This is a genomic window from Vibrio sp. SCSIO 43153 (assembly GCF_023716625.1).
GTDB lineage: Bacteria > Pseudomonadota > Gammaproteobacteria > Enterobacterales > Vibrionaceae > Vibrio > Vibrio rotiferianus.
Window position 1 is genome coordinate 1,249,709 of sequence record NZ_CP071856.1, and the last position, 25,747, is coordinate 1,275,455.

Sequence of the window (25,747 nt, forward strand, 5' to 3'; positions counted from 1 at the left end):
AACGGATTAAGTACACAGCGGTAGCACAGACCAAGAGGCAAGCAGAGATGTATTTCAATATTCAACGATTCTCTACCCATGATGGCGATGGCATTCGTTCCATTCTTTTTCTTAAAGGATGCAGCTTGTCTTGCCCTTGGTGTCAAAACCCAGAAAGTCGCAGCGAAAAGCATTCACTGTTGTTTGATCAGCGAAGCTGCATGGAAGATTGCCAGCTGTGCGTTTCTGCTTATCAAGCTACAACTCAATCTACTGCGGGTAGTGAAACGGTGAGCGATGGTATTCAACGCATCGACAACCAGATCATCATCAATCGCAAAGCCATCAAAGAAGACCAACTGATCGCGCTGCGAAACGTCTGTCCTACGCAAGCACTGACCGTCTGCGGTGAAGAAGCGAAATCAGACATGTTGTTCGACACCTTGATGAAAGACAAACCTTTCTACGACCAAAGCCAAGGTGGTGTGACCTTCTCCGGTGGTGAGCCACTCATGCAAGCCGATTTGGTGGCAGAACTCGCGCAGCGTCTGCATGACAACCAAGTCTCTACGGCTATTGAATCGTGCATGCATGTGCCGTGGAAGAACGTCGAAAAAGCCGCGCCGCACATTGATTGCTGGTTGGCGGATTTAAAACACACCGATGAAGAGAAGTTTCTTAGCTGGGCGAAAGGTTCACTAAAACGCATCAAAGACAATTTCCGAAAACTGGCACCTATCGCGAAACGCATTGTGATTCGCGTTCCCGTGGTGCCGGGGTTCAATGACACCATCGAAGAGTTGAAAGACATCATCGATTTTGCGGCTTCACTAGAAAGCTGCCAAGAACTTCACTTGCTGCCGTACCACACGCTCGGCATCAATAAATACCGTTTGCTCGATATGCCTTACGAGTGTTCTGACAAGCCATTAAACAAACCAGAACTACTAGAAAGCGCGATGCAATACGCAAGCGAAAACACCCAACTTAACGTGATTGTAAGAGGTTAACTATGGACCTGAATTACCTTCCTGAGCGTATCAAAGCGCACAAATCGGCACTGGTAAATATCGTAACGCCACCTGTCTGTACCGAGCGCGCAGAGGCATACACTCATGCTTATCAAGCAAACGAAGACAAACCTGTGATTGTTCAACGTGCGCTAGCACTGCAAGAGCACTTACGCACTCGTACTATTTGGATTAAACACGATGAGCTAATCGTCGGTAACCAAGCGAGCAAAGTACGCGCTGCGCCTATTTTCCCAGAATACACAGTGCGTTGGATTGAAGCGGAAATTGATGAGCTAGCCGACCGTCCTGGTGCAGGTTTTGCGGTCACTGAAGAAGATAAGCAAAGCATCCACAGCATCACACCATATTGGCGCGGTAAAACCGTTCAAGACCGTTGTTATGGTTTGTTTACTGATGAGCAGCAAGAGATCTTAGCCAGCACCATCATTAAAGCTGAAGGCAACATGACTTCTGGTGATGCGCACCTTGCGGTGGATAACGAGAAAATTCTTAAACTAGGCATGAACGGTTTGTTAGAGGATGTTCGTCAGCACCGTGCTAACAATGATGTTTCGACCTTTGAAGGCTTGAAGAAAGAGCAGTTCTATAAATCAGTCGAAATCGTGCTGCTTGCGATTCAAGATCACATGGTGAGCTACGCTGAATTGGCGGCAAAAATGGCGCTTGAAGAGACGCGCCCGCTGCGCAAAGCTGAGTTAGAAAGCATTGCGGCAAACTGTCGTCATGTAGCAAGTCACGCACCAGAAAACTTCTGGCAAGCACTGCAATTGAGCTACTTTGTTCAATTGATGCTACAAATCGAATCGAACGGTCACTCGGTTTCTTTCGGTCGTATGGACCAGTTCCTCAACGAGTTTTATGTTCGTGATATCGAAAACGGCACAATTGAGAAAGATTTTGCATTAGAGCTTTTACAAAGCTGTTGGTTGAAGCTGCTTGAAGTAAACAAGATCCGCTCTGGTGCGCACTCGAAAGCATCGGCAGGTTCTCCGCTGTATCAAAACGTGTGTATCGGTGGTCAGAAGTTGAATGAAAAGAGTGAGCCTGAAGACGCAGTAAATCCCCTTTCTTGGGCGATTCTGGAATCTTGTGGTCAGTTGCGTTCGACGCAACCTAACCTGAGTGTGCGTTACCACGAAGGTTTGAACCAAGAGTTCTTAATGGGTTGTATCGAAGTGATTAAATGCGGCTTCGGTATGCCTGCGTTCAACAACGATGAGATTGTCATCCCTGAATTCATCAAGCTTGGCGTAGAGAAAGAAGACGCTTACAACTACGCCTCTATCGGCTGTATCGAGACTGCGGTTCCCGGCAAATGGGGTTACCGTTGTACGGGCATGAGCTTCATTAACTTCGCTCGTATCCTGCTCGCTTCATTGAACGAAGGTGTGGATGCAACAACGGGTAAAGCCTTCTTGCCGCACGATAAGTCATTAGCAAAAGGTAACTTTGAGAACTTTGAGCAAGTGACGGCTTCTTGGGCAGAGCAAATCCGCTACTACACCCGTAAATCGATTGAGATTGATACGGTAGTCGACAGTGTGCTTGAACAGCAGGCACAAGACATCTTCTGTTCAACGCTGGTGGATGACTGTTTGGCTCGCGGTAAAACCGTGAAAGAAGGTGGCGCGAAATACGATTGGGTATCTGGCTTGCAAGTCGGTATCGCGAACTTGGGTAACAGCCTAGCAGCCATCAAGCACCTTGTTTTCGATGACGCGCAGATTACTCAGCCTGAGCTAGCAAAAGCATTGGCTGAAGATTTCGACGGAATGGAGAACGAGCAGCTTCGCCAACGTCTTATCAACTTTGCACCAAAATACGGTAACGATGATGACGCAGTAGACCAACTACTGTCAGATGCGTACCAAGTGTACATTGATGAGCTAGAGCAGTTTGTTAATACGCGTCATGGTCGAGGTCCAATTGGCGGCGGTTACTACGCTGGTACATCAAGTATTTCGGCAAACGTCCCATTCGGAGCCTCAACCATGGCAACGCCGGACGGTCGTAAAGCGAAAACGCCATTGGCAGAAGGTGCAAGCCCATCGTCTGGCTCAGACCGTTTAGGTCCAACGGCAGTGTACAACTCGGTCGGTAAGATCCAAGCGAATAAGATTCTTGGTGGCGTGCTGCTTAACCAGAAGTTAAGCCCAGCAGCGGTTGAGTCTGAAGGGGATAAGCTCAAGCTTTCTATGTTGATCCGTACCTTCTTCAACCACCACAAAGGTTGGCACGTGCAGTACAACATCGTCTCTCGTGAGACCTTGTTAGCCGCGAAGAAGAACCCGGAGCAATATCGTGATCTTGTTGTGCGAGTTGCAGGCTACTCAGCCTTCTTCACCGCGCTATCACCAGATGCACAAGACGACATCATCGCACGTACTGAGCACGAACTGTAAGTACACTCACTAAGTAAAACAAAAGGCACCGATTGGTGCCTTTTTACTGATTAACAAACTAATAGATCTAATTTTGCATTGATTAGATGAGTTAAAAGAGAAACTTATTCTGATAGGCCAGGACAATGCTTCGTATCATTTTAAGCGGTTAAAGTGTCAGAAGACACCATTTGCGTTCTCGATATCGCCCCCACTTAGTAAAGAATAAACTCGCATCGAAAAGTCTAAGGCTTGAATTGAATCCCAGTGCTCTACAATTCTGCCGTCTTCGACTCGCCATGTATCGATGATATTCAGCCCTTTTTGATCATTTCCTCTATCGTCTCTATCTAACGTTGCATGGGAATGAAAAATTACATAGTCACCATCAACATAGATGTGTTTAACGTCGTAGGTATAATCTGGATACTCCTCTACAAACTCCCTAAGAAAGTTGACTAGACCTGTCACTTTGTCAGGTAAATTTCTATTGTGCTGCATATAAGTACTTTCGTCGTAGTTTTTCAATATGTAGTCAAAGTCGTGGTTGTTCATCAGGTTTTGCACAAAATCAGTGACTAGTTCTGCGTTTTTCCGTTCTTGCTCCGTCCAGTTCGCCTTCTCTAATGAGGGTAAATCAATGGCTAATATCTCTTTTGACTGTGCGTATACAGTTGAACTTAACAACAGGAAAATAAATGGTATTACGACTCTAAACATAAATAACTCCAATGGCTGATTTAGGTATACATTGATAACCATAGTAATTAATAGTAACCTGCATAACAAGAAGGCACTAGATCCTCGGTTAGGCACATTTTGGTAACTGGCAATGAATGGATAGAAGAATGAGGAATAAAAAATGACAAACGCACAGAGCACAACTAGAAGGGTTTTCCATAACAATACTGATTGCCCTGTACGCAACGTAGTTGCACAGATAGGCGACAAGTGGTCTTTACTTATTCTTTTTGCACTTGTTGATGGCCCTGAGCGGTTTAATGCACTGAAAGCAAGAATAGAGGGGATCTCTCAGCGTATGCTTACTCAGACTTTGCGTGATTTGGAGAGGGAAGGGTATGTGGATAGAACCGTATACCCTGAAGTACCAGTGAGAGTTGAGTATGCACTTACCCTTTTAGGTAGTGAACTTGTTAAGCCTGTCTACGCTCTAGTTTGTTGGGCTGATGATCATCGAGAAGAGATCGAACTCGCTCGCAGAAATTACGATGAAAATCACTAGACTGTTTTGGTGGCTAATTATTCAATTCATATGAGTTATGTTTTATATTTGTGGTGTGTCACATTTTGAACGTTATTAATCGAGTTCTCACTCACCATTTAATCACTATACTCTACCATTAATTATGCAATCTAATGAATATTTGGAAATGCATTTTTATGGGGAATGAATATGAGAGAAATGGAATATGACTATCCTTCTAACTATAACTTAATTTCTATTACCGACCCGTCTAGTTACATCAAGTATGCGAGCGCTAACTTCAATGAAGTCGCGGGCTTTGATGATGGCGAGTTAATTGGTCAACCTCATAATGTTGTTCGGCATCCCGATATGCCAAAACAGGCTTTTAAAGATTTATGGTTGCACCTGAAAAGTGGCAAACACTGGATGGGGATGGTTAAAAACAAGAGAAAGAATGGCGGGTATTATTGGGTGGATGCGTTTGCCTCCCCAGTAAAGAGCAACGGAAAAACAGTAGAATATCAATCTGTTAGATTTAAACCAGAACGGGCATATGTAAAAAGAGCAGAAAAGGCGTACTCAAAGCTAAATGCAGGTTCTAAACCAATTCAAATGTATTTTCCAAGAACGCGCCTTTGGATGAGAGCCGCGTTTTTTATTTTAGTATCTAGTGCTTTAGGTATGACGCTCGAAACGTTAGGTCAGCCCTCTTGGGTGGCTTTCATGGCGGTTTCTTTGTTGTCAATCTTAGCGATTTATGTTTTGACACGATCATTAGAAAAGCTAGCAAAACAATCAAGAAAGGATTTTGATAATCCTCTAATGGAGTACATTTATTGCAATAAAATTAATGATATAGCAGAGATTGAGCTAGCAATGAAAATGAGAAAGCAATACGCAAATGCTTTGCTCGGAAGAATTAGTATTTCAGTCAAAGATTCATGTGACTCGACTCAGCAAAACGCGGATAAAGCTGCAGTCAACAGCGAAAGCGTTACTGAAAATCTCAGCGCACAGAAAGTCCAAATTGATTCCGTATCGGTCGCTGTGAATGAAATGCAAGCATCTTCATCTGAAATATCGGTGAATGCTCAAGCGACGGCAGATACGACATTAAAAGCCCAGCACACAATGACAGAAAGCCGCACTGTGATTGATGGAGTTAACCTTTCAGTTCTTGATCTCGTGGATGAGCTAGGACAAATATCTGAGGTGGTCACGCGTTTAAACAACCAAACAGAACAAGTAGGTTCAGTTGTGGAAGTAATCAGTGATATTGCTGAACAAACCAACCTATTAGCATTGAATGCCGCTATAGAAGCAGCCAGAGCGGGTGAGCAAGGTCGAGGTTTTGCTGTTGTTGCTGATGAAGTAAGAACATTGGCTAAACGGACTCAAGAGTCGACGACGTCAATAAAGACAGTAATAGAGAATATTCAGCAAGGTAGTCAATCAGCAGTACTCGCGCTCAAGAAAGGGAACGAGAAATCAACGGGTACAGTATCTTTGCTAAATTCGTCTTTAGATTGTATTCAACAGCTTGAAGACCTTGTGCAGGATGTGGTTGAACGCAATCAACAAATAGCAGTTGCAATTGAAGAGCAAGTATATGTAACTGATGAAATTAATGAAAATATTCAAACCATAAACCTTAAGTACAATGAGTCTTATGAGTTAATGACAGAAACAAACAAAATGAATGAAACAGTAAGAAAAAGTACAGAGGACTTGGCAGAAATGATTCAAAAGTTCGCTTAACTATAGTAGCAAAGGCTAAAAGTAGTGAGGGGATCAATTATCTGGAGTTTGTTGGTTTTATAAACATGCGCAATGATAAAAATGTTGGATTGATTCAGACAAAAAGGCACCGATCGGTGCCTTTTGCGTTTTGGCGTGCGTCTATTTACCCATATGTTCGTGGCGCATTCTACCGCAAGATCGACTGCACCATTTGTAATGGAAGAAAATTAGCGAGTCTTAAGATTAGCTTTCTTGTTGTTTGACGAATTGTCCCGGTGTCATGCCGAAATGGTTTTTGAACGCTCTAGTAAAATGGGATTGGTCATTAAAGCCAAGCTCGTGCGCCGTTAAAGCGATATTGACTGAGCTAGAAGAGAGTGCCACTCGTGCTTGCTCCAAACGCTTGTTCATCAGGTACTGATAAGGCGTAACGCCGATGAGCTTTTTGAATTCCCTCAGGAAGTAAAATTTACTACACCCAAGCAAGTCTGCGAGGTCATCAACCGCGATGTTGTTGCCGATGTTTTCTTCGATGTATTGGTCAATCTTATCGACTTGGTATTGGTCGAACTTAGAGGCTGCAATCTGGTTGTTCTTAAGGTCAAAGTAGTTGGAGTAGTTTTGAATGTAGTGAGTTGCCAGCAGTGAAACCAAGTTATTGAGGTAGATTTTGCCATTTCGCCCTTTGGCTTTCGCTTCCAACATAAACAGCTCAATGATGCCTTTGATGGTCTCATCCAACACGTTGTAGTTGTTCAAAAATTGCAGCTCAATTCCCTCTAAATTTAGCGGGCAGTGTGAGAAAAACTCTTGTTCTTCAATCGCCAAAATCACGAAGTAACAAGGCTCTGCCACATCATGGGTAAACGGGGTTTTAGGTGGATTAATCCAAATGTTGCCCGGGCTGGTTTTCAGATCGGCGAACGTGCCATCCTTTTCGACGCTCCAGTTCAAATCTTTTTCTAGTGCCAATGCAAAGTAGAAGTAAGGGGTGTAGACATTCTTCGGGTAGAAATAAGGGGACGTGCCTTTTTCTACCAATACGCCCGACCAATCTAATCCATGGTTTGAAAACTCAATATCCAGCACGTCGCCACAGCTTGATAGCGCATTAGATTCAGAGTCATAAAACTTAAGCTCGGACTTCATTTTCTTTCCTTTGTTCTCTTCCACTTGCTAGCTGAAATTAGCCGAGTTTTGCACATTTCGTCAACTCATTGAGGGGGCAATAAAGTACAAAAATTTGGGCAGGAATGTTCAATCTTCTCTCGCGGTGCAGCGCTAATCTATACCCAAGTTAGCCGGACAGCTCAGGCAAAATATAAGACAGAGAGGATGCCATGTTTAAGAAATCGCTTTTACTACTATTAGGTAGTTTGCCGTTCACCACCTTTGCTCACTCAGTTTCTGGAAATGACAACAACACGAACCTAGCTTTAGAGGACACCACCATGAAACACATCGAACTCAATACTCAAGTTGGTCAACTAGCTGCAAACCTTTACCTACCAAAAGGTGCGAAAAATGCCCCAGTTGTTATCGTGACGGGTGCGTGGACAACGGTGAAAGAGCAGATGCCAGCGGTGTATGCTCAAGCATTGGCAGAGCGAGGTTATGCTGCATTGACGTTTGATTTCCGTGGTTGGGGTGAAAGCAAAGACCAAGTGATGTACTTAGAAGATCCTGCACATAAAACTGCAGATATTCGCGCAGTGATTGAAGCGATGAGCCAACTCGATGGCGTTGATGCATCACGCATCGGTGGTTTGGGTATCTGTGCATCGGCGGGCTACATGCTAGATGCGGTTGCCGGTAATGACAAAGTAAAAGCCGCGGCAGTGGTTGCTCCTTGGCTGCACGATAAAGCGATGGCGACTGAAATTTATGGTGGCGAAGAAAGCGCTAAAAACTTACTCGCAGCAGCGGAAGAGGCAGCACATTCAGCGACTCCCGTTTACATCGAAGCGGCAAGCACAACCAATGAGAACGCACTGATGTTCCAAGCGCCTTACTACACAGAGACTGACCGCGGTTTGATTCCTGAATATGACAACCAATACAACGTTGCATCATGGAGTGGTTGGTTGAACTACGATGCTCAAGCAAGTGCAGCAACACAAGATAAACCAGTGCTAATGGTGGCATCTGAAGCCATGGCTCTGCCTGCTGGTGCGCATCGTTACATCGAGAATGCCGGTAGCAACGTTAACGCAGTATGGTTATACGACATCAATCAATTCGATTTCTACGACCAACCAGAAGCGGTAAAACTGGCTGTCGATGAAGTTGTAGAGCACTTCGAAGCGAACCTATAAGGAATCGTATGATGAAACTTAAACAACTGTGGTTGATGTTTATCGGAGTGATTGCCATGAATGTGAATGCTCAAACCATGTCTTTGGACGAAGCGAAAATTCGTAGCAACATTAACAGCTTCTCAGCTTTGGCAGACCAAGGTGCATTTGAATACTTAGGTCGATTGTTCGCTCCAGTATTGACGGTGGATTACACCACGCTGTTTGGTGGTGAAGCTCAGCAAGTCAAACGCCAAGACTTAATGCAGCAGTGGGCGGGGTTCCTACCTGGGTTTGATGCGACATTCCATGACTTGAGCAATTTGAACGTCTCTATTGATGGTGATACGGCGAGCGCGACGGTGGATTTCACTGCAAGTCATTGGCTCGGTGCAGAGGGTTTCTGGGCAGTGTCGGGTGAATACGAGTTTGGGTTGCAACGAGCAGGCGATAACTGGCAAATCACCTCAGTGAAACTGAATCGAAAAGCAGAGCAAGGCAGCCGAGATATCCTGGCAGAAGCGCCCAAGCATGCGGCGCAAAACCTAAAAGCGCGCGAAGCACTGAAAGTGACATACTAATAAACGCGTCAGAGCGTCACAAAGGCACCAATTGGTGCCTTTTCTGTTTGAGCTTTATCGTGTTTGGCAACATAACCATTTGATTAATTGAGTGGTTTCAATAGGGTAGGAGGCAGTTTCAAAAAGAAGGGTAGAAGAACGGATGTTTTTACTCATCGCAATATTTGCAGGGGTAGCGGCGTTAATTTGGTTTTATCGAGAAGGGCAAGTCATTGGCTTAAACCGGATCCTCGGCATACTTTATTTTATTACTTACGCTGTGGTGTATTTGTACGTTCCACCATTTCTCGAAATGGGGCATCAATACATTGGCAAAACTTACGAGTTGCTCCCCATTGCCTGCCTTTATGGCATTTTGCACCCAGATCCTGAGGAAGCAACGACTGAACAGAAGGCGATAAGCTTTTTTTCATGGTGTGGCTTGATCTTTATCAGCTGTTTCTTGTTGTATTTCAAAATGAATGTCTGGTGAGGAGAGCGAGCATGCAAATAGTCAAAGCCAATCTCAGTCATTTAGAGGCGTTTAAGCAGTATGTTGAAAAGTGTGCTCAGGTGGGAATGGAAATGTACGTCGCCGCCCAAAGCGACAGTGAAGCGCTGCTGGAAAAACGAATTGGATACGCGAAAGGCGAAGGTTTGCCGGAAGGTTGGACGCCGTCTTTGACATACTTCTGTATCGAGCAAGGTGTAATACTTGGTTCGATTCGGGTTCGTGATGGTAATAACGACTACCTTGAAAATGTGATTGGGCACATTGGTTACGAAACTGCGCCAGATGCTCAAGGCAAAGGCATCGCTACATTCATGTTGAACTGGGTGAAAGCCGAGGTTCTTGAAGGCAGCGCTATCGTGACTTGTGATGTGAACAATATCGCATCAAGACGCGTGATCGAAAAGGCGGGTGGCGAGTTTCTCAATACATTTTATTCAGAACAAGACCAATACGAAGTGCGCCGCTATCGAGTCATAGCTGGGTGATACCTCGTTGTCCCTACTTAACAACGTAAGGATTACGGAGTGATTGAAAGAAAGCGCGGTATCTATAGCTAAGTAACCTCGAGGTTCTTGGAGCTGCGACAACAAGAATTAAATGAATCTGGTTAAAAGTGCTTTCGGCCTGCTCTACAAGAACAATCAGGGCATGCATTGTCGCTTTACCATGAAACCGATAAGCTGTTTAGCATCTTGCCAAAATAGCAGTATTAGGAAGCGCATCATGGATCTCGATATCTACCAAGTGGACTCTTTCACCACTGAACCTTTTAAAGGAAACCCTGCTGGAGTCTGCCTCTCACAAGAACCGTTACCAGAGGCATTGATGTTCTCTATCGCTGAAGAAATGGCGGTATCAGAAACCGCTTTTCTCTGTTTGAAAGACATGAGACTGCGTTGGTTCACACCTAAAGTCGAAGTGGCGCTATGTGGTCATGGAACATTAGCCACAGCGCAAATCTTAAAAGAACAAGGATTAGCGAAGGTTGGCGATACCATTGCCTTTCAAACTCTCTCTGGTGAGCTTCATGCAAAAGTAAACGAGTCGACAATTGAGCTCGACTTTCCTTCGACTCAGCTTGAAATGGATGTTGAGCAAGATGCTACATTGCTAGCGGCGCTTGGATTGAAAGCAGAGCAGGTGGTTTCTTACGCTCAGTTTGACAGCAAAGGCTTTATTGAAGTCGACAGTGAACAAACCGTGCTGGATCTCGAGCCTAACTTTGATGCATTAAAGAACATTCAAGGGCGCGGCGTGGTGGTAACTGCTCAATCGAATTCTCCGGATCTCGACTTTATCTCGCGCTACTTCGCCCCCTGGGTGGGCGTGAATGAAGATCCTGTCACAGGCTCTGCCCACTGCGCACTGACTCAGTTTTGGTCGCAAAAACTCGGTCAAAATCAGTTCCGCGCTTATCAAGCCTCAGCCCGCGGTGGACATTTACAAACCGAGCTGTTAGAAAACGGACGCATTAAACTGATTGGCTCCGCAAAGACGGTAATCAGCGGAAAACTAAAGGTATAACGCGATGAAACAATCCATTATCCATATTGCTTTGGTTGTAAGAGATTACGATGAAGCGATAGACTTTTATGTGAATAAGCTGAAATTTGAGCTGGTGGAAGATACGTACCAACCAGAGCAAGATAAGCGTTGGGTTGTGGTTTCTCCACCGGGTTCTAATGGTGTGACATTATTGCTAGCCAAAGCGTCTAAGCCAGAGCAGCATGACTTTATCGGTAACCAAACTGGTGGACGTGTATTCCTATTTTTGAATACTGATGACTTCTGGCGTGATTACAACCGAATGGTAGAGCAGGGTATTAAGTTTGTTCGCCCGCCAGCGGAGCAAGACTACGGCACAGTTGCGGTATTTGAAGATCTCTATGGCAACCTGTGGGACTTACTAGAGATGAGTCCAAGCCACCCAATGGCTTCGCGTTCATAGATTCATACTAATTGATATTAACAGCGTCTTTCGGGGCGCTTTTTTTGATAAAAATCCTTAGCAACATTAGCGTGATCTATATCACCTATTGAGCGAATCAGATAGAATGGCGGCCACTTTCAATATGCCCTTGTCTCACCGTATCTCGAAAGTGAATTAACAAACTGTTATTAAAAGAAATTTCCTTCGAGGACGCCGCTATCATTAGTACAAACAATATCACCATGCAATTTGGTGCCGAGCCACTGTTCGAAAATATCTCTGCTAAATTTGGCAACGGTAACCGTTATGGTCTGATTGGCGCAAACGGCTGTGGTAAATCGACATTTATGAAAATCCTGAGCGGAGAACTAGCGCCAAGCTCGGGCAACGTTTCTATTACTCCGGGGCTGAAACTGGGCGTATTGAGCCAAGATCAGTTTGCGTTCGAGCAATACAGCGTGATTGACGCTGTGATCATGGGCGACCGCAAGCTTTGGGAAGTGAAGCAGGAACGTGACCGTATCTATTCATTACCTGAAATGAGCGAAGAAGACGGCATGAAAGTCGCTGAGCTTGAAAGTGAGTTCGCAGAGATGGACGGCTACACAGCAGAAAGCCGTGCTGGCGATATTTTGCTTCAAGCGGGTATTGAAGAAGAGCTGCATTTTGGTTTGATGCAACAAGTTGCTCCGGGCTGGAAACTGCGTGTGCTTTTGGCGCAAGCTCTGTTTGCAAACCCAGATATTTTGCTGCTTGATGAACCAACCAACAACTTGGACATTCACACCATCAACTGGTTGGCAGAAGAGTTGAACCAACGTAAGTGTACGATGATCATCATCTCGCACGACCGTCACTTCTTAAACTCTGTGTGTACTCACATGGCAGACATCGATTACGGCGAACTGCGCATTTACCCTGGTAACTATGAATATTTCCTTGAAGCATCTGGTCTTCGTCGTGAGCAGTTATTGGCTTCTAACGCGAAGAAAACTGCTGAGATCAACGAACTTCAAGAATTCGTAAACCGTTTTGGTGCGAATGCATCGAAAGCGAAACAAGCCAGCTCTCGCGCTAAGAAGATGGAAAAAATCCAACTCGACGAAGTGAAAGCAAGTAGCCGTGTTAGCCCATCGATTGATTTCGGTGAGGGCAAAAAACTGCATCGTTTAGCGTTGGAACTGCAAGACCTTGGTCACTCGTTTGGTGATGAGCTGTTGTTTGAAAAAGGCAACTTGTTACTTGAAGCAGGTACTCGCCTTGCGATCATCGGTGAAAACGGTGTGGGTAAAACGACTTTGCTACGTTGCCTAGTGAACGAACTAGAGCAAACTCAGGGCGTAGTAAAATGGTCTGAAAACGCTTCGATTGGTTACTGCCCACAGGACAGCAGTGCGGATTTTGATAATGATCTGACCATCTTTGAGTGGATCTCACAATGGCGTACCGTGAAGCACAATGACCTTATGGTGCGAGGCATTCTAGGTCGCTTGCTTTTTACTGCTGACGATGCCAACAAAAAGGCGAAAAACTGCTCGGGTGGTGAGAAGAACCGCCTGCTGTTTGGTAAGCTAATGATGCAAGACATCAACGTGCTGATCATGGATGAGCCAACCAACCACATGGATATGGAAGCGATTGAAGCGTTAAATAGCGCATTAAAAGACTACACTGGTACTTTGATCTTCGTTAGTCATGACCGTGAGTTCGTATCGTCTTTGGCGACGTCGATCATTGATGTGAAAGACAAACAGCTAGTGAGTTTCCAAGGTACGTTTGAAGAGTACATGGCACATCAGCAAAAAGTGTTGAGCGCCGCGTAACCAACGTAGCTAAGCCATATAAGTGTGAACAAGCCAATAAGATATATCTGTTAAACAGAGACTTTGATGGCTTGTTCACTATGATGAATTAATCTAAACCTAATAGAGGTAAGGTGGTGAGTACCATGCTCGCTACCCATAATTAAGGAGCCGTTCATGAGCCATGAATTTATGACCGACGAAGAACGTATTGAACTGCAGAAGAACAACCCTCTGCACGGTCTTAAATTAGAAGACATGTTGCAGCAGCTTGTTGACCATTACGGTTGGGAAATCCTCGACACGGCAATGCGTATGAACTGTTTCAACACTAAGCCAAGCATTGCGAGCAGTGTTAAATACCTGAAGAAAACAGAATGGGCTCGTGAGCGTGTAGAAAACTTCTACCTATACCGCTACAAGCGTATGCCAAAGGCGTCTGAATACGAGTACAACCTGCCACCACGTGCACGTACTTTCCGTCATGGATTGGAACCGCGTGAGCCAATGGAACTGACGGTTGAATCGATTCTGGCTTCACAAGCGAAGGCTGCGTCTGCACACAAAGAGCGTTCGTCTAAACAGCGTGCTGATCGTGCTCGTTTTAACAACCGCCGTCGATAAACTTTCAATTCTCTTGTTCTTGTCTAGGTACAAGAGTGATTTTGACGAAAAGCCAAACTATCCGGTTTGGCTTTTTTATTGTCTTTTCTTTGGCTAAACCTTGTTATCAAGACCCTAGCTTAATAATCGAAGAGTACATCTGTTGCGGGTCTGACTGACGGCTGAATCGCGCTTGGAAGCTCTCTACGACATAATCAATAAAGGCACGTAACTTTTGTGATTGCTCTTTGTGGTAAGGGTAGACGATATACAGCGCGTGCTTTTCCATCTGCCATTCAGGAGTAATTTCAACCAATTCACCTGAAGTTAATTGAGGCTCAACAAAGAAGTCTGGCAACAAGGCAACCCCACGTCCGGCACATGCCGCTTGGGTGAGCGCCAAACCACTGTTGACAGTGTAAACACTCGCAGGCAGATCAACTTCCAATACCTCACTGCCATTTTGAAATGTCCAACGGCGAGACGTTGAAGAGAGACTATAGCTAAGTAGGCGATGGTTTATAACGTCACGTGGAGATTTAAACGGCTGCGACTCTTCAAGGTATTGAGGGGAAGCGCAAAGTACACGGCGGATATCCAATAGTTTGCGCGAGCGTAGGCTAGAGTTACCCAATTCGCCTCCGCCACGAATGGCAATATCGACCCCTTGCTCAATCAAATCGATATGTTCATCACTCATCACTACTTCGATGGATAGCTCTGGATGCAGCTTCATAAATTCACAGATGATGGGGTTTAGCTCTATCAAGCCTAATGACATCGGCATGCTGATTTTTAGTGTGCCCTTTAATGTGTGGGAAGACTCAATCACTGAGCGGTCTGCATTGTTGAGTGCATCGAGAACCTGACACACTTGCTGATAATAGAGCTGACCATTATCGGTAATGTGCAAGTTGCGCGTCGTGCGGTTAATCAAAGGGCTTTTTAAATAGCTCTCTAATTCATTGATGTTCTTACTGATGGCGGCTTTTGAGAGATTTAAATCTTCTGCTGCCGCGACGAAGCTACCTAGCTCCACCACTCGACGAAATACGGTTAATGCTCTGATCTTATCCACGCATTAGTTTCCTCATGTTTTTATTGTTCACTTTTGGTGAACTATATAGCCACTATTATAGTGTTTATTCACTGTTGGGAGTTAATTAATATCACCTCATTCACTGAGTGCCCGACATAAGTAGGGGCAAACGTAATTAGGATTCCACTATGAAAAAGATCGTCGCATTTACTGGTAGCAATAACAGCCAATCAATCCACAGCCTATTGGTTCAAGCGTTGGCAAACCAAGCTACACAAACAGAAGTAAACACCATTGACCTAAACGACTTTGAATTGCCAATGTACGGTTTGGACGTTGAAGGTCAGGGCATCCCAGAAAACGCACACAAACTGCGTGCAACGTTAAACGAATACGATGCGATCATCATTGCATCACCAGAGCACAACGGCTCAATGCCAGCATTCCTGAAAAATGCGATCGATTGGCTATCACGTGTTGCACCTCAAGGCACGTCTTTCTTTGGTGACACTAAGAAACCAGTTCTACTGGTGAGCACATCTCCGGGTGCAAACGGCGGCGCAACTAACATCAAAACCATGGCTGAATTGATGCCTTGGTGGGGTGGCGATGTAAAAGGCACATATAGCTTAGGCGGCTTCTACGACAAGTTCCAAGATGGCAAATTTAATGCTGCGACCTCAGCGGAATTGAGTGAGCTAATGACCTCTTTCGAGAAGTCTCTGTAAGTTATCTATACTCGCATAAGTAGTGATTCATCAGGGTAGCTAATTAAGAAAGGTAGGTAAGGTATGGCGGTATTAGAACAAGGCGTTTGGTATCCAAACAAAGACGCAAGTGAGCTGACAGCAGAAGATCAATTCGCGTTACCAAGTCAGATCGAAGTGGGTCGCTATCACTTGTATATGTCGTTGGCTTGTCCATTTGCCCATCGCCCTTACCTAGTGATCAAGTACCTTGGTTTGGATGCGGTCATTTCCATCTCTTCCGTTGCAGCAAAGCGTTACAACAATGGTTGGGAGTTTGATGATGCACATCCTGATCCTCTATACAATGCGGATAATCTAGCTGCGTTGTATGTGAAAGCGAAAAGCGATTACACCGGACGCGTGACAGTTCCTTTGCTGTGGGATAAGCAAAACCATGTAATTGTGGGTAATGATTCAGCCGCAATGGCAATGGACCTCGCTACGCGTTGGCTACCTTTGGCAAAACATCCGGTGGAGTTGGTACCAGCCGCATTGCGTGAAGAGATTGAAAGCCTAAATCGATGGCTTCACAGCAATGTGAATGGCAAGGTGTATCAAGTCGGCTTTGCAACCTCGCAAGCGCACTATGACCAAGCGAGTGAAACCTTGTTTGATGCGCTAGAGCAACTGGATCAGCGTTTGGGGCAGTCGCGCTACTTGCATGGCGAGGACGTTACCCTGTCTGACTTGTTCTTGCTGCCAACATTGGTGCGTTTCGAGGCGGTGTACGAGGTGCACTTCAAAGCTAACAAAAAGCCCCTAAAGGCGCACCCAAACTTATATCGTTACATGCTGGATTTGGTTGCTGATGAGCGCATTCGCAGCACAATCGATATTGATTACATGAAGCTGCATTACTTCTTCTCGCACAAGCACATCAATCCAAATGGGATTGTGCCTGCAGGACCTGAGATTGAGTGGATCTAATTCGAAGCCAATAAGAAAGCCGGAGATTACCCCCGGCTTTGTTTTTATAGCTGCGCCGTAATTTCCTCTATCTCTTGCTGCCATTGCTTTTGCATCGCTGGTTTTTGATGTTTGGGTTTTCGCCCCAAATCAGCTTCCAGCAAGCTTTCCAGCTCCAACAGTCTTTCCAGCATTTGCTCTTCGGATTGCTCATCAGACGCGGTGTTTGTTTCCATCGACATTACTTCATTGCAATGATGCGAGATGGCTGATTTCGGTGCTGTATCAGTTACGCGTTGATACACCTCTTCCGCGCTTAAATACTCCGTCAGTAAGCCATTTTCAATAAACCAGAATCGATTACAGCTTTGCTCTATCAGGCTTCGGTCGTGACTCACCAATAAGGCGGCACCTTCGAAGTTTTGCAGAGTTTCAATCAGCTCTTCTTTGCCTTCCATATCCAAATGGTTGGTCGGTTCATCTAAAAACAACATGTGATAACGAGCGAGGGTTAAGCCCACAAACAGCAGCCTTGCTCGCTCCCCACCACTTAGACTGACGACTTTCTGCTCGTGTCTTGCGTACTCGAATCCTGCACCAATTAGCGAACGTTTTGCCTGTTCACTGCTGATGCTGGCAAACGACTGCAACGCATCCGTGATGGATTGATGATCGTCGAGTTGCCTTAGAGATTGATCGTAGTAACCCAAGCGACAGCGATCGTGGAAAGTCACACTCTCATGTTGGTTGCCTTGGTCGGTTTGGATGGCTTCATACTGACGATAAAGCAGATTCAACAAAGTCGATTTGCCGCAACCATTACTGCCTAGAACGGCAATTCGGTCGCCACTTTTGACGCGCATTTCTGCCATATCAAACAAGTGATAATCACTGTTTGGTGGCGTTACCGAGAAAGGCAAAACCTCTAACAGTCGATTTGCTGGCATTGACTCACCTTGAAGTTGTAGCGCCCACGGTGTGCCTTCTGTCAGTTCGGTTTGTTCTTCCTCTAAACGTTCTTTGCGCGCAAACATCGTCTTGGCTTTTCGAGCAAGATCTTCGTTGTCGTAGACTTTGCCCCAAGTGGCTAAACGCTTGGCGCTTTTTTCGATTCGGTCGATCTCTTTCTGCTCGCTGGCATGGCGAAGTTGATCGGTTTCATCTTTCTCTTTCAATGCTTGTCTTGCTTGAGAACAAGGCAGAGAGAAATGATGCAGAGATCGATCTCGCATGACCCAAGTGGTGTTGGTGACGCGATCGAGTAAGGTTTGATCGTGAGATACCAAAACGAATGAGCCTTTCCAGTTTGATAGGAATTGCTCTAACCAAAGGAGCGATGGCAAGTCCAAGTGGTTGCTTGGTTCATCCAGAAGCAGTAAGTCAGGTTGATGGATAATCGCACGAGCAAGCAGGAGTCGCATTTGCTGACCACCACTGCAATTCTCAACCGGCATGTGTCGTTCTGTGTTTGAAAATCCGAGTTCATCCAATAAGAGTTCGGCGCGCCAAATCTCATCATCGGATAAGGATTCCGCTAACGCATCTAAGACAGAATGTGTGCTTAAAGACTCAGGTAAATGCTGCTCAACATAACGCATCAAACATGAACTGGCTTTGGCAACCGTGCCTTGGCTTGGTTCAAATTGACCGCTAAGCAGTTTGAGTAGGGAGCTTTTACCACAGCCGTTATGACCGATAAGACCAATTTTGTCGCCACGATGAATCGTAAACGTTAGATCTTTGAAGATTGGTGTTGCTGTGTGAGAAAGGGTTAATGATTGTGCAGTTAAAAAAGTACTCATAGTGTTCTCAAGAATTTTGGGCGTAAAACGCCATTGTCATAGCTGACAATAATTCTTCGAGCTTGAGGGAAAGTACTCGGGTGACGTGTTTTCGTCGAAAGGTAATTATTCGCTCAAGTCGAGATTATCGCAGCGCGAAATCTGAAACTCTTGAGCGGTCCTTCATGCCATAAAAACGTGGGTTGATTGAACACCACAAAGACATAAATTCCTCCTTAATTTCGTTGTAAGTGTTGCCACTTTTGGTTGATAGATGCGCTAGATTCTAACCCTAAAAGTGGCAATGTACAGATAGCTTGATGAAAAAATGATGAGAGGATCACCAAGGTATCACGCGCTTTTAGCGATATAAGCTGAACTTCTTGGTCAATTCTCGAAGAGTTTCAGTCTCGCCGAACAAGCAAATACCCAAGTATTCTAATTCAGCTTCCGGCGTGTTTTTGGTGGTTTGCTGTTGTACTTCAGAGCCGCCCTCTACCATGGTGTGAGTAAAATCGGAGAAGGGGATGCCTTTCTCGAGTGCTTCTTGGCGAAGCTTTCTGATTTTGTTGGAGTTGTCCGTTCTCAAGACGATAAACGGATAGTGCGAGATATTTGGATGAACATTGCCGTCGAGGTCGTAATAGTCGGTATAGACTGCGTCGCCATCAGAAAGTTGATTCGCAAGGCTTACACTCAAGTGTCCTAATACGTTAACGGCGCGTCCCACTTTTACTGATTACGGCAACAAATCGTTTTTGGTTTTCGTCGGGAAGTTGATTCATGGAGGACCTCGTTTATCTAATAATCTGGCTATTGTTTAACTGTCTCCATTGTATTTCCTCGCACGCGCAATTTTGTTTCTAACATTGCTGTTGATAAGCCAAGTTTGCAATAAACGAATGATTTAATCGTTTTTCATGCAATAAGATTTCCCGAGTTTTCTAATAGACAAGGCACCAACGGACTGTCGGTGCCTAAGTAGATGATGAACCAAGTTCTATTGTTTGTTTAGCTCAGCCGCTGTATCAACAAAGATGCCTTGGATGTCTTTCGCTTCACGCTCTGTTTGACCACCATGTTTTAGGAACGCGTCGATGATTGCTGCGGTTTTTTGCTCTTTTGCGCGCTCTAAGAAGTAACGCAATTCTAGCTCTGCACCTGCGTCTTCATCTTTGATAGAGGTTGCGATGATCTCTTTGTACATTACGATGTCACGCACTTCTAGTTGGCTAATCACGCCTAATGTTGCCGCTAAGAACCCATCTAACTCTGCTTTAGGAACAAACTGAGTAATGATGTTTAACTGCTCTGCTTGTTGTGCCGTAAAGTCGTTACCAAGTAGCAGTGCTTGAAGCGCTTTGTCTTTGCCCATGCGACGAGCGAACTGTACCGCACCTTGACCACCCGTTGGGATGTTGACGTGAATCTCTGGCTGAGCAAATGCTGCGTTTTCAGTGCCGTATGCCAAGTCACACGCCATCACAAACTCATTACCGCCGCCACGAGCCACGCCATCAACCACAGCAACCGATACTTGTTTCATCGATTTGATGTTGGCAATCATGTGGTTGAATTCAATTGATGCTGCCTGACCACCTTGTGTGCCGTTGATTACGTTCAAATCTAAATGCGCCAAGAAGAAAGACTCATGAAGTGATTTGAATACCACTACTTTCGTATCGCGGTCATCTTTAAGCGATAGGACAAATTCGTTGATTTCATTAATCAAATCGATAGTCAGTACATTCACTGGTGGGTTGTTGATTTCAACAGTAGCGATGCCATTTTGTTGTGTGATTGATAGAGTTTTCATAGCTGTTTCCTTAGCGTTAGTAAGATCAGTAGACCTCGGTAACGCGAATTTATTGGTTTGGTATTGGGGAGGTTTGTGTCTCTCCCGTTGTGTGCAGCTACTATAGATTTGTTATAAGATGAGAAAAATAAGCTAAATGGCATATAATTGGTGCCATAATAGCAACAATAGTTTTTTAGGTAAGACGTTATGGATTTCTCTAGTCGTTTATTGCTGCTACTTGAAGTGGTCGAGCTTGGTTCGTTTACTAAGGTATCAGAACAGAAGAATGTGGATCGTTCGGTGATCTCAAAGCAGATCAGCCGTTTGGAAGAGGAGTTGGGTGTTCGATTGCTCAACCGAACCACGCGCTCCTTATCATTGACGGCTGCTGGGAATGAAATGGTCAACCAAGCCAAATCCCTTCGTACACTTCTCAGTGATACTCACCGTTTGGCGCAGAATTATCACGAAGAGCCTCGCGGTGTCTTGCGCATTACCAGCTCGACCATGTTCGGGCGTCAATACGTTCAAGATGCGATTTCGGTGTTTCAACAACAATACCCAGATGTGGAGTTTGAACTGCGCTTAGAAGATCGCATGGTTGATATGGTACAAGAGGGCTTTGATATTGGCTTCCGAATTGGGCGACCTAAAAACTCGAGCTTGATTACCCGTAAGATTGCGCGAAGTCGTCTGTTGATTGTTGCCGCCCCTGCGTTTTTAGAAAAGCATGGTGAGGTGAACAGTCTTGAGAAGTTGGAATCTTTACCCGCCACTATTTACGCCGCTCCAGGGTTGTTATTCGATAAATTCGGCTATCAAGATGAGCAAGGTAAACAACAGCACTTTCAGCTTAATGTCGCTTATAAAGTGAATGATGTGGAAATGTTGGCAAGAAGTGCAGCAGGAGGAAATACGCTTGCTGTAGTGACCGCACAGATGGTTCAAGACGAAATCAAACAAGGCAAGCTAGTGCCAATCATGACGCACTTGAACATTGATGATTTCGGTACCTTTTATGCCGTGTATCCGCACCGAGATGCACCGATTAAAACCAAGTTATTTATCGACACACTCAAATCTATTGTGGGAGAAGAGACGCCCATTTGGGAAAAGAACATTCCAAACTTCGACAAGATGTACGGGCGAGGGAAGTAGAGAACATCAGTAGTACTTATTCTCGGTAAACTCAATCCACTCATCAAACACTTGTTCCAGCGGTTTATCGGTCACTTTAGAGATGTCACCATTGGTTTGAATAAGGGTGATTAACCCATCCGAACCATAACTTTGCTGGATAAACTCACCAATGCTATAACCGATACGGTACACGGCTCCTTGGCTATCCCAACCGTTACCTTCTTTAAGAATTTTTGCGTATTGTCTAAATTCCTCTTTTGTTGATGGTTTACGCCAGCCATATTCTTTTTCGGCTTCATAACAAGCGATCGCTTCCCAGAGCCATCTTGGATTGTTGATAATATTAGGGTTTATTGCAGTCGTTACTAGATGTACATATTCATGGTATGCGGTGTCCATTGTACTTTGGGAACCTGTATCGCGGAGTAATATTTCATTCTCGCTTATATAGCCCGTAGACCAAGGGTAACTCTGACCTAAAAGGTGTTTTTGATAGGCTAAATATTGGTTTCGGTCTTTCCAGATCCTTACCGTAATCGCTGGCATTTCTTTTACTTTAAAATCAGTAATTAGCTGAGGAGTTTTACTCGTAAGTCGATGATTAATATGTTCGACAATGGAATCATCTACGCCAGAATAAAGCACATACTTAAACTGGCCTTTATCAATGAAAGACTCTTTTGTTGCAGCGTTAGAGAAAAATGAAAGCAGAGCCAAAAGAACGACAATACATCTCATAATCACCCTTCCTTAAGAATTTATAAAACCCTATTGGTAGATGAAGTGAGGCATATTTACCAGCAAGAAACCTGAATATGCGACGCTCTTCTAGTTAACACACAAACAGTATGGATTAGCATGTGGAAGATTAGCCAAGTATCCGTTCGACCTGCTCAATAACATAAGCCTCTTCTAGCGCTTTACCCAACATCAACTGATGGTTCAGCAGCCCTAGTATTAGGGTATAAAGCGATTCTTTGTGCTTCGCTGAAACGTAGTTTTCTAGCATCGTTATGTACTTTTGATTCGCAAGCAACATGCATGGATCGGTGGCAATGTTTTCTTGTCCAATCACATCAATGTAATCAGAGACAAGCTTCATTTCTTGGAAGAAACGCGGAGCCATTTGTAGGAAGATCAATACGAAGTTTTCGACTTGTTGCTCTGTACTCGCTTTACTTGAGTTTGGTCTGTCTGCTAGCACTTCTGCGTCAAAGTTGACGATGGCCTCTGTTGTGGCTTTGAATAGTTCATCCTTACTTTTGTAATAGTGATAAACCGCACTTTTGCTCATTCCTAACTGTTCGCACAGCTGTCTCATACCAATATTTTTGTAACCGAACTCAAGGAACACTTCGGTTGCTTTTAAGGCAATTTCTCTACGTCTGCTTTCATGATCGACGATCTTCGGCATGGTTTTCTTCTCAGTTTTTGTTACCGCAATGCCTCGCAGTATAACACAAGATCTTTTATTTAGACCAACTGGACAAAAAAATCTTTACCTGTCACTCAAAGCGTACTAATTTAAAAAGACCGACTGGTCTAAATAAGGTTTTAGTATGAAAATTGATTGGAGTGTTCCTCAAGCAAGAGCGGGTTTCTGGGGTGGAATTGACAAGCTGATTGGTCCGGGCGCAACGAAAGCAGAAAAGAATTTACAGCTGTATGTCCCTTTTGCTGCTGGTTTTGTCGTGGTGATTTATGCGTACTTTGCACAACTGGGTTGGACTACTACTCAATATGTTATCGCGGGTTTGCTCACAGTGGATATCATCGGCGGCATTATTACCAATGCGACGTCTACGGCAAAGCGCTGGTTTCATCGTGAAGGGCAAGGCTTTAAGCAGCACATGAGCTTTATTCTGACTCATTTCGTGCAGCTTTCTCTCTACAGCTGGGCGTTCTTGAACTTCGATATCATGTGGATTGTTGTGATCGGTGGTTACATGGTCTTGGCATGTAGTCTAGTCATGAAAACACCGTTGTATTTACAACGCCCTGTGGCGCTAACCCTGTATTCTCTGAGTGTGATTATTTCGATTTACTGGGCACAAGCACCACAAAGTTTGGAATGGTTTTTACCACTGTTCTACCTAAAGTTATTGGTGAGCCACGTATTGCGTGAAGAACCATACCGACCAGAACAAGAATAGGACATCATATTATGAAAACGCACCCTCGAATTTTAATTGCGGGCTCAACGGGGTACTTAGGCTCGAATATTGTTGGGCTACTCCTCTCTGAGCGCATTGATTTTAAAGCCATTGCGAGAAACAAAACCAAGTTACTCGCAATGGGTGTGGAAGAGTCACAAGTGATAGAGGCGCAGGTGACTCACCCCGATGAGCTAAAAGGAGTTTGCGAGGGTGTGGACGTTGTTATCTCATGCTTGGGCATTACTCGTCAGCAAGATGGATTAGGTTATTTGGATGTCGACTACCAAGCAAACTTGAACTTACTCGAAGAAGCAGAGCGAGCAGGTGTTGGTAAATTCATCTACATCTCTGCGTTTAATGCTCGGAAATATCCTCAAGTTCGTCTTTTAGAGGCGAAAGAGCGCTTTGCGAGTCGACTTTTGCAATCAACAAAATTAACCCCTTGTGTGATTCGTCCGAATGGTTTTTTCTCTGATATTACCGAGGTGTACAACATGGCGAAATCGGGTCGAGTGTTTACTTTTGGCGATGGTGAAAACTTGCTTAATCCCATTCACGGAAAAGATTTGGCGAGATTTTGTGTTGAGGCTATCGATAGCACTGAAACGGAGATTAACGTAGGCGGACCGAATGTGTTTTCAGTGAACCAAATTGCTCAGCTTGCATTCAAATCTCAGAATAAGCCGGAGAAAAATACGCATTTGCCGGATTTGTTGCGCAGAGCCGCACTCGTAATAGTAAGCCACCTACCAGAGAAATGGGGCGGTCCCGCTGAGTTCTTCCTGACCATGTTGGGTGGAGATAACATCGCGCCGATTTATGGTCATCATCGACTGGAAGACTACTTTCGCAAGCTCTCTGAAGATGACAACATCTGAGTCAGTTCATCGATTTAAACGGGACTCCACCCAAGTACTCAACCATGACTTTGGTCAGAAAGGGGGAGGTCATGTGCTTCATTGTCGATAAAGTAAACAATATCTGAATCGTTAGCAGGGAGCACTTCATGAACCAACGCCAATTACAGCAGCAAGTATTTGACTTAAGTGATCAAAACTTAATTGTCGGCAATGTGGATCAATGTCCATTGCCACCAGAAATCTTGGCGTTTACGACAGCGAACTCAGAGTATGTTGTCGAAACGTTTGAAAGTGGTTTGACGGCGCAGGTATTTCATATTCGTGTCGGCGGACGAGACTATACGCTCAAGAAAAAACGCCCACAGGCGAAAGTGCAAAACCCTGATGGTCAGTACTCCTTTCTGAATGAAGTTCAACGCCGTCTTGATTTTCAAACTCAAAAAGACAATCCGAATTTAACTGAGGATTTTAAACACATTGTTGAGACTGTTTATGCTGATTATCGTTTAGGAATCATTGTTTCAGATTGGATTGAAGGTTCGCCAATTCAAGCCCTAACTGAGGACTTATTAGGGCAGCTATTCTCGACTCTATTTGTCTGTGAGCGAAGTGGGTTGTTTGAATGGGATTTGTGTTCAGGGAACTTGCTGGTGGATAAACAAGGTCAGCTAAAGTTGTTCGATTTTGGTTATATGTATCGGTTTGACCCGTTAAGAGAGTTCAACAGCAATGGTATGCATGACCCTATGTTTGATGCTTGTGAGCGATTTGAAACGCGCTTCTTCTCTGGTTGGTTATTGGAGCAAAATTATTCCCGAAAAGAGGCAATGCAGCTATTCAAAAACGTGAAACAACAAGGCTTTAAGATGCTTGAATACAAGCGGGACTGGTTAGTTCAAAACGATGCCGTGCCAGAAATCGTAGAGCGAGTGCAAACGTCGATGGAAAAGATACAAACAGCGCTAAAATCTGACGTTCAGTTGGAACATCTTTTTACGCTTGAGATGTTTCGTTCGCATGTGCTCGATATTGAAGATGATTTGGATGGTAAGAGTTGCACGCCAACCACAATTAAACGTGTGCAGTTTGTTTTAGATATGCTGCAGCAACATTATGATTTGTTGGTTGAAGGAGGTGCGTTGTTTTATCAAAATGCCGCTAAGAGTAAAGCCGAACTGATTCAAACCTACCAAGAGAAACACGAACTGGTGCTGCAGTACCAACTTTAGTTTTCGGCGTCGAGAAAACAAAAAAAGCACACGAGCGGTGTGCTT

At 44.6% G+C, this 25,747-nt stretch carries 25 protein-coding genes and 1 pseudogene; 18 read left to right on the forward strand and 8 right to left on the reverse strand.

Annotation, left to right across the window (positions count from 1 at the left end; all coding sequences use genetic code 11):
- Positions 1 to 47: 47 nt before the first annotated feature.
- Both J4N37_RS21825 and J4N37_RS21830 read left to right on the forward strand, forming a co-directional pair.
- Entirely contained in the window at positions 48 to 989 is a 942-nt protein-coding gene (locus J4N37_RS21825) for a glycyl-radical enzyme activating protein (RefSeq protein ID WP_078609981.1), read from the forward strand.
- A gap of 2 nt (positions 990 to 991) precedes the next feature.
- Positions 992 to 3,415 carry a formate C-acetyltransferase/glycerol dehydratase family glycyl radical enzyme gene (locus J4N37_RS21830; protein WP_252042296.1) on the forward strand — a complete coding sequence of 808 codons (2,424 nt, stop codon included), beginning with the start codon at positions 992 to 994 and terminating at the stop codon, positions 3,413 to 3,415.
- Positions 3,416 to 3,571: 156 nt separating this feature from the next.
- Here the strand turns inward: J4N37_RS21830 and J4N37_RS21835 are convergent, their stop codons facing one another.
- Entirely contained in the window at positions 3,572 to 4,114 is a 543-nt protein-coding gene (locus J4N37_RS21835) for a nuclear transport factor 2 family protein (RefSeq protein ID WP_045387082.1), read from the reverse strand.
- Positions 4,115 to 4,256: 142 nt separating this feature from the next.
- On the opposite strand from J4N37_RS21835, the gene J4N37_RS21840 reads away from it, so the two are divergent.
- Positions 4,257 to 4,637 carry a winged helix-turn-helix transcriptional regulator gene (locus J4N37_RS21840; RefSeq protein WP_045387080.1) on the forward strand — a complete coding sequence of 127 codons (381 nt, stop codon included), beginning with the start codon at positions 4,257 to 4,259 and terminating at the stop codon, positions 4,635 to 4,637.
- A 171-nt stretch (positions 4,638 to 4,808) separates the two neighbouring features.
- Positions 4,809 to 6,359, forward strand: a complete 1,551-nt coding sequence (locus tag J4N37_RS21845) for a methyl-accepting chemotaxis protein (RefSeq protein WP_252042297.1) — start codon at positions 4,809 to 4,811, stop codon at positions 6,357 to 6,359.
- A gap of 225 nt (positions 6,360 to 6,584) precedes the next feature.
- Here the strand turns inward: J4N37_RS21845 and J4N37_RS21850 are convergent, their stop codons facing one another.
- Positions 6,585 to 7,490: a helix-turn-helix transcriptional regulator gene (locus J4N37_RS21850; protein WP_252042298.1), complete on the reverse strand. Its 906-nt coding sequence runs from the start codon at positions 7,488 to 7,490 to the stop codon at positions 6,585 to 6,587.
- Positions 7,491 to 7,792: 302 nt separating this feature from the next.
- On the opposite strand from J4N37_RS21850, the gene J4N37_RS21855 reads away from it, so the two are divergent.
- From J4N37_RS21855 to J4N37_RS21890, 8 genes are all read left to right on the forward strand, one after another.
- Positions 7,793 to 8,656, forward strand: coding sequence for an alpha/beta hydrolase (locus J4N37_RS21855; RefSeq protein WP_353505830.1), 864 nt, complete (start codon positions 7,793 to 7,795; stop codon positions 8,654 to 8,656).
- An 11-nt stretch (positions 8,657 to 8,667) separates the two neighbouring features.
- Complete coding sequence (locus J4N37_RS21860) at positions 8,668 to 9,216, forward strand: nuclear transport factor 2 family protein (RefSeq protein ID WP_045385408.1); 549 nt, start codon at positions 8,668 to 8,670, stop codon at positions 9,214 to 9,216.
- Between the two features lie 142 nt (positions 9,217 to 9,358).
- On the forward strand, positions 9,359 to 9,688 hold the full coding sequence (locus J4N37_RS21865; protein ID WP_045385409.1) for a hypothetical protein: 330 nt from the start codon (positions 9,359 to 9,361) through the stop codon (positions 9,686 to 9,688).
- Positions 9,689 to 9,699: 11 nt separating this feature from the next.
- Positions 9,700 to 10,194 carry a GNAT family N-acetyltransferase gene (locus J4N37_RS21870; protein WP_252042301.1) on the forward strand — a complete coding sequence of 165 codons (495 nt, stop codon included), beginning with the start codon at positions 9,700 to 9,702 and terminating at the stop codon, positions 10,192 to 10,194.
- A 238-nt stretch (positions 10,195 to 10,432) separates the two neighbouring features.
- Positions 10,433 to 11,233, forward strand: coding sequence for a PhzF family phenazine biosynthesis protein (locus tag J4N37_RS21875; RefSeq protein ID WP_045385412.1), 801 nt, complete (start codon positions 10,433 to 10,435; stop codon positions 11,231 to 11,233).
- A gap of 4 nt (positions 11,234 to 11,237) precedes the next feature.
- Complete coding sequence (locus J4N37_RS21880; protein WP_010453167.1) at positions 11,238 to 11,657, forward strand: VOC family protein; 420 nt, start codon at positions 11,238 to 11,240, stop codon at positions 11,655 to 11,657.
- A gap of 200 nt (positions 11,658 to 11,857) precedes the next feature.
- Positions 11,858 to 13,462, forward strand: coding sequence for an ABC-F family ATPase (locus J4N37_RS21885; RefSeq protein WP_353505831.1), 1,605 nt, complete (start codon positions 11,858 to 11,860; stop codon positions 13,460 to 13,462).
- Between the two features lie 171 nt (positions 13,463 to 13,633).
- Entirely contained in the window at positions 13,634 to 14,065 is a 432-nt protein-coding gene (locus J4N37_RS21890) for a VF530 family protein (RefSeq protein ID WP_038885589.1), read from the forward strand.
- 106 nt (positions 14,066 to 14,171) lie between these two features.
- Here J4N37_RS21890 and J4N37_RS21895 read toward each other — a convergent pair whose 3' ends face one another.
- A complete protein-coding gene (locus J4N37_RS21895; RefSeq protein ID WP_252042304.1) occupies positions 14,172 to 15,122 on the reverse strand; it encodes a LysR family transcriptional regulator in 951 nt (316 codons plus the stop codon).
- Positions 15,123 to 15,271: 149 nt separating this feature from the next.
- On the opposite strand from J4N37_RS21895, the gene J4N37_RS21900 reads away from it, so the two are divergent.
- Together J4N37_RS21900 and J4N37_RS21905 are read left to right on the forward strand one after the other, a co-directional pair.
- Positions 15,272 to 15,811 carry an NADPH-dependent FMN reductase gene (locus J4N37_RS21900; RefSeq protein ID WP_069217758.1) on the forward strand — a complete coding sequence of 180 codons (540 nt, stop codon included), beginning with the start codon at positions 15,272 to 15,274 and terminating at the stop codon, positions 15,809 to 15,811.
- A gap of 63 nt (positions 15,812 to 15,874) precedes the next feature.
- The gene (locus tag J4N37_RS21905) at positions 15,875 to 16,759 is read left to right on the forward strand and encodes a glutathione S-transferase C-terminal domain-containing protein (RefSeq protein ID WP_252042305.1); all 885 of its coding nucleotides are present in this window, start codon (positions 15,875 to 15,877) and stop codon (positions 16,757 to 16,759) included.
- 44 nt (positions 16,760 to 16,803) lie between these two features.
- Here J4N37_RS21905 and J4N37_RS21910 read toward each other — a convergent pair whose 3' ends face one another.
- The 3 genes and pseudogenes from J4N37_RS21910 to J4N37_RS21920 all read right to left on the reverse strand — a co-directional run bounded on the left by J4N37_RS21910 (position 16,804) and on the right by J4N37_RS21920 (position 20,335).
- Positions 16,804 to 18,540 (reverse strand): ABC-F family ATP-binding cassette domain-containing protein, encoded by a 1,737-nt coding sequence (locus tag J4N37_RS21910; RefSeq protein WP_252042307.1) that lies wholly within the window; start codon positions 18,538 to 18,540, stop codon positions 16,804 to 16,806.
- A gap of 340 nt (positions 18,541 to 18,880) precedes the next feature.
- Positions 18,881 to 19,304: pseudogene (locus J4N37_RS21915) on the reverse strand (DUF2000 domain-containing protein).
- Between the two features lie 215 nt (positions 19,305 to 19,519).
- A complete protein-coding gene (locus J4N37_RS21920) occupies positions 19,520 to 20,335 on the reverse strand; it encodes an enoyl-CoA hydratase/isomerase family protein (protein ID WP_252042308.1) in 816 nt (271 codons plus the stop codon).
- A gap of 189 nt (positions 20,336 to 20,524) precedes the next feature.
- Here J4N37_RS21920 and J4N37_RS21925 point away from each other — a divergent pair, with 189 nt between their 5' ends.
- A complete protein-coding gene (locus J4N37_RS21925; RefSeq protein ID WP_252042311.1) occupies positions 20,525 to 21,475 on the forward strand; it encodes a LysR family transcriptional regulator in 951 nt (316 codons plus the stop codon).
- A gap of 6 nt (positions 21,476 to 21,481) precedes the next feature.
- Here the strand turns inward: J4N37_RS21925 and J4N37_RS21930 are convergent, their stop codons facing one another.
- Complete coding sequence (locus J4N37_RS21930) at positions 21,482 to 22,195, reverse strand: hypothetical protein (protein WP_252042313.1); 714 nt, start codon at positions 22,193 to 22,195, stop codon at positions 21,482 to 21,484.
- 130 nt (positions 22,196 to 22,325) lie between these two features.
- Positions 22,326 to 22,871, reverse strand: a complete 546-nt coding sequence (locus tag J4N37_RS21935; RefSeq protein ID WP_252042314.1) for a TetR/AcrR family transcriptional regulator — start codon at positions 22,869 to 22,871, stop codon at positions 22,326 to 22,328.
- A 145-nt stretch (positions 22,872 to 23,016) separates the two neighbouring features.
- Between J4N37_RS21935 and J4N37_RS21940 the strand changes: the two genes are divergently transcribed.
- The 3 genes from J4N37_RS21940 to J4N37_RS21950 all read left to right on the forward strand — a co-directional run bounded on the left by J4N37_RS21940 (position 23,017) and on the right by J4N37_RS21950 (position 25,702).
- The gene (locus J4N37_RS21940; protein ID WP_252042316.1) at positions 23,017 to 23,610 is read left to right on the forward strand and encodes a hypothetical protein; all 594 of its coding nucleotides are present in this window, start codon (positions 23,017 to 23,019) and stop codon (positions 23,608 to 23,610) included.
- Between the two features lie 11 nt (positions 23,611 to 23,621).
- Positions 23,622 to 24,491, forward strand: coding sequence for an SDR family oxidoreductase (locus tag J4N37_RS21945; protein ID WP_252042317.1), 870 nt, complete (start codon positions 23,622 to 23,624; stop codon positions 24,489 to 24,491).
- A gap of 128 nt (positions 24,492 to 24,619) precedes the next feature.
- Positions 24,620 to 25,702: a protein kinase family protein gene (locus J4N37_RS21950; RefSeq protein ID WP_252042318.1), complete on the forward strand. Its 1,083-nt coding sequence runs from the start codon at positions 24,620 to 24,622 to the stop codon at positions 25,700 to 25,702.
- Positions 25,703 to 25,747: the final 45 nt, after the last annotated feature.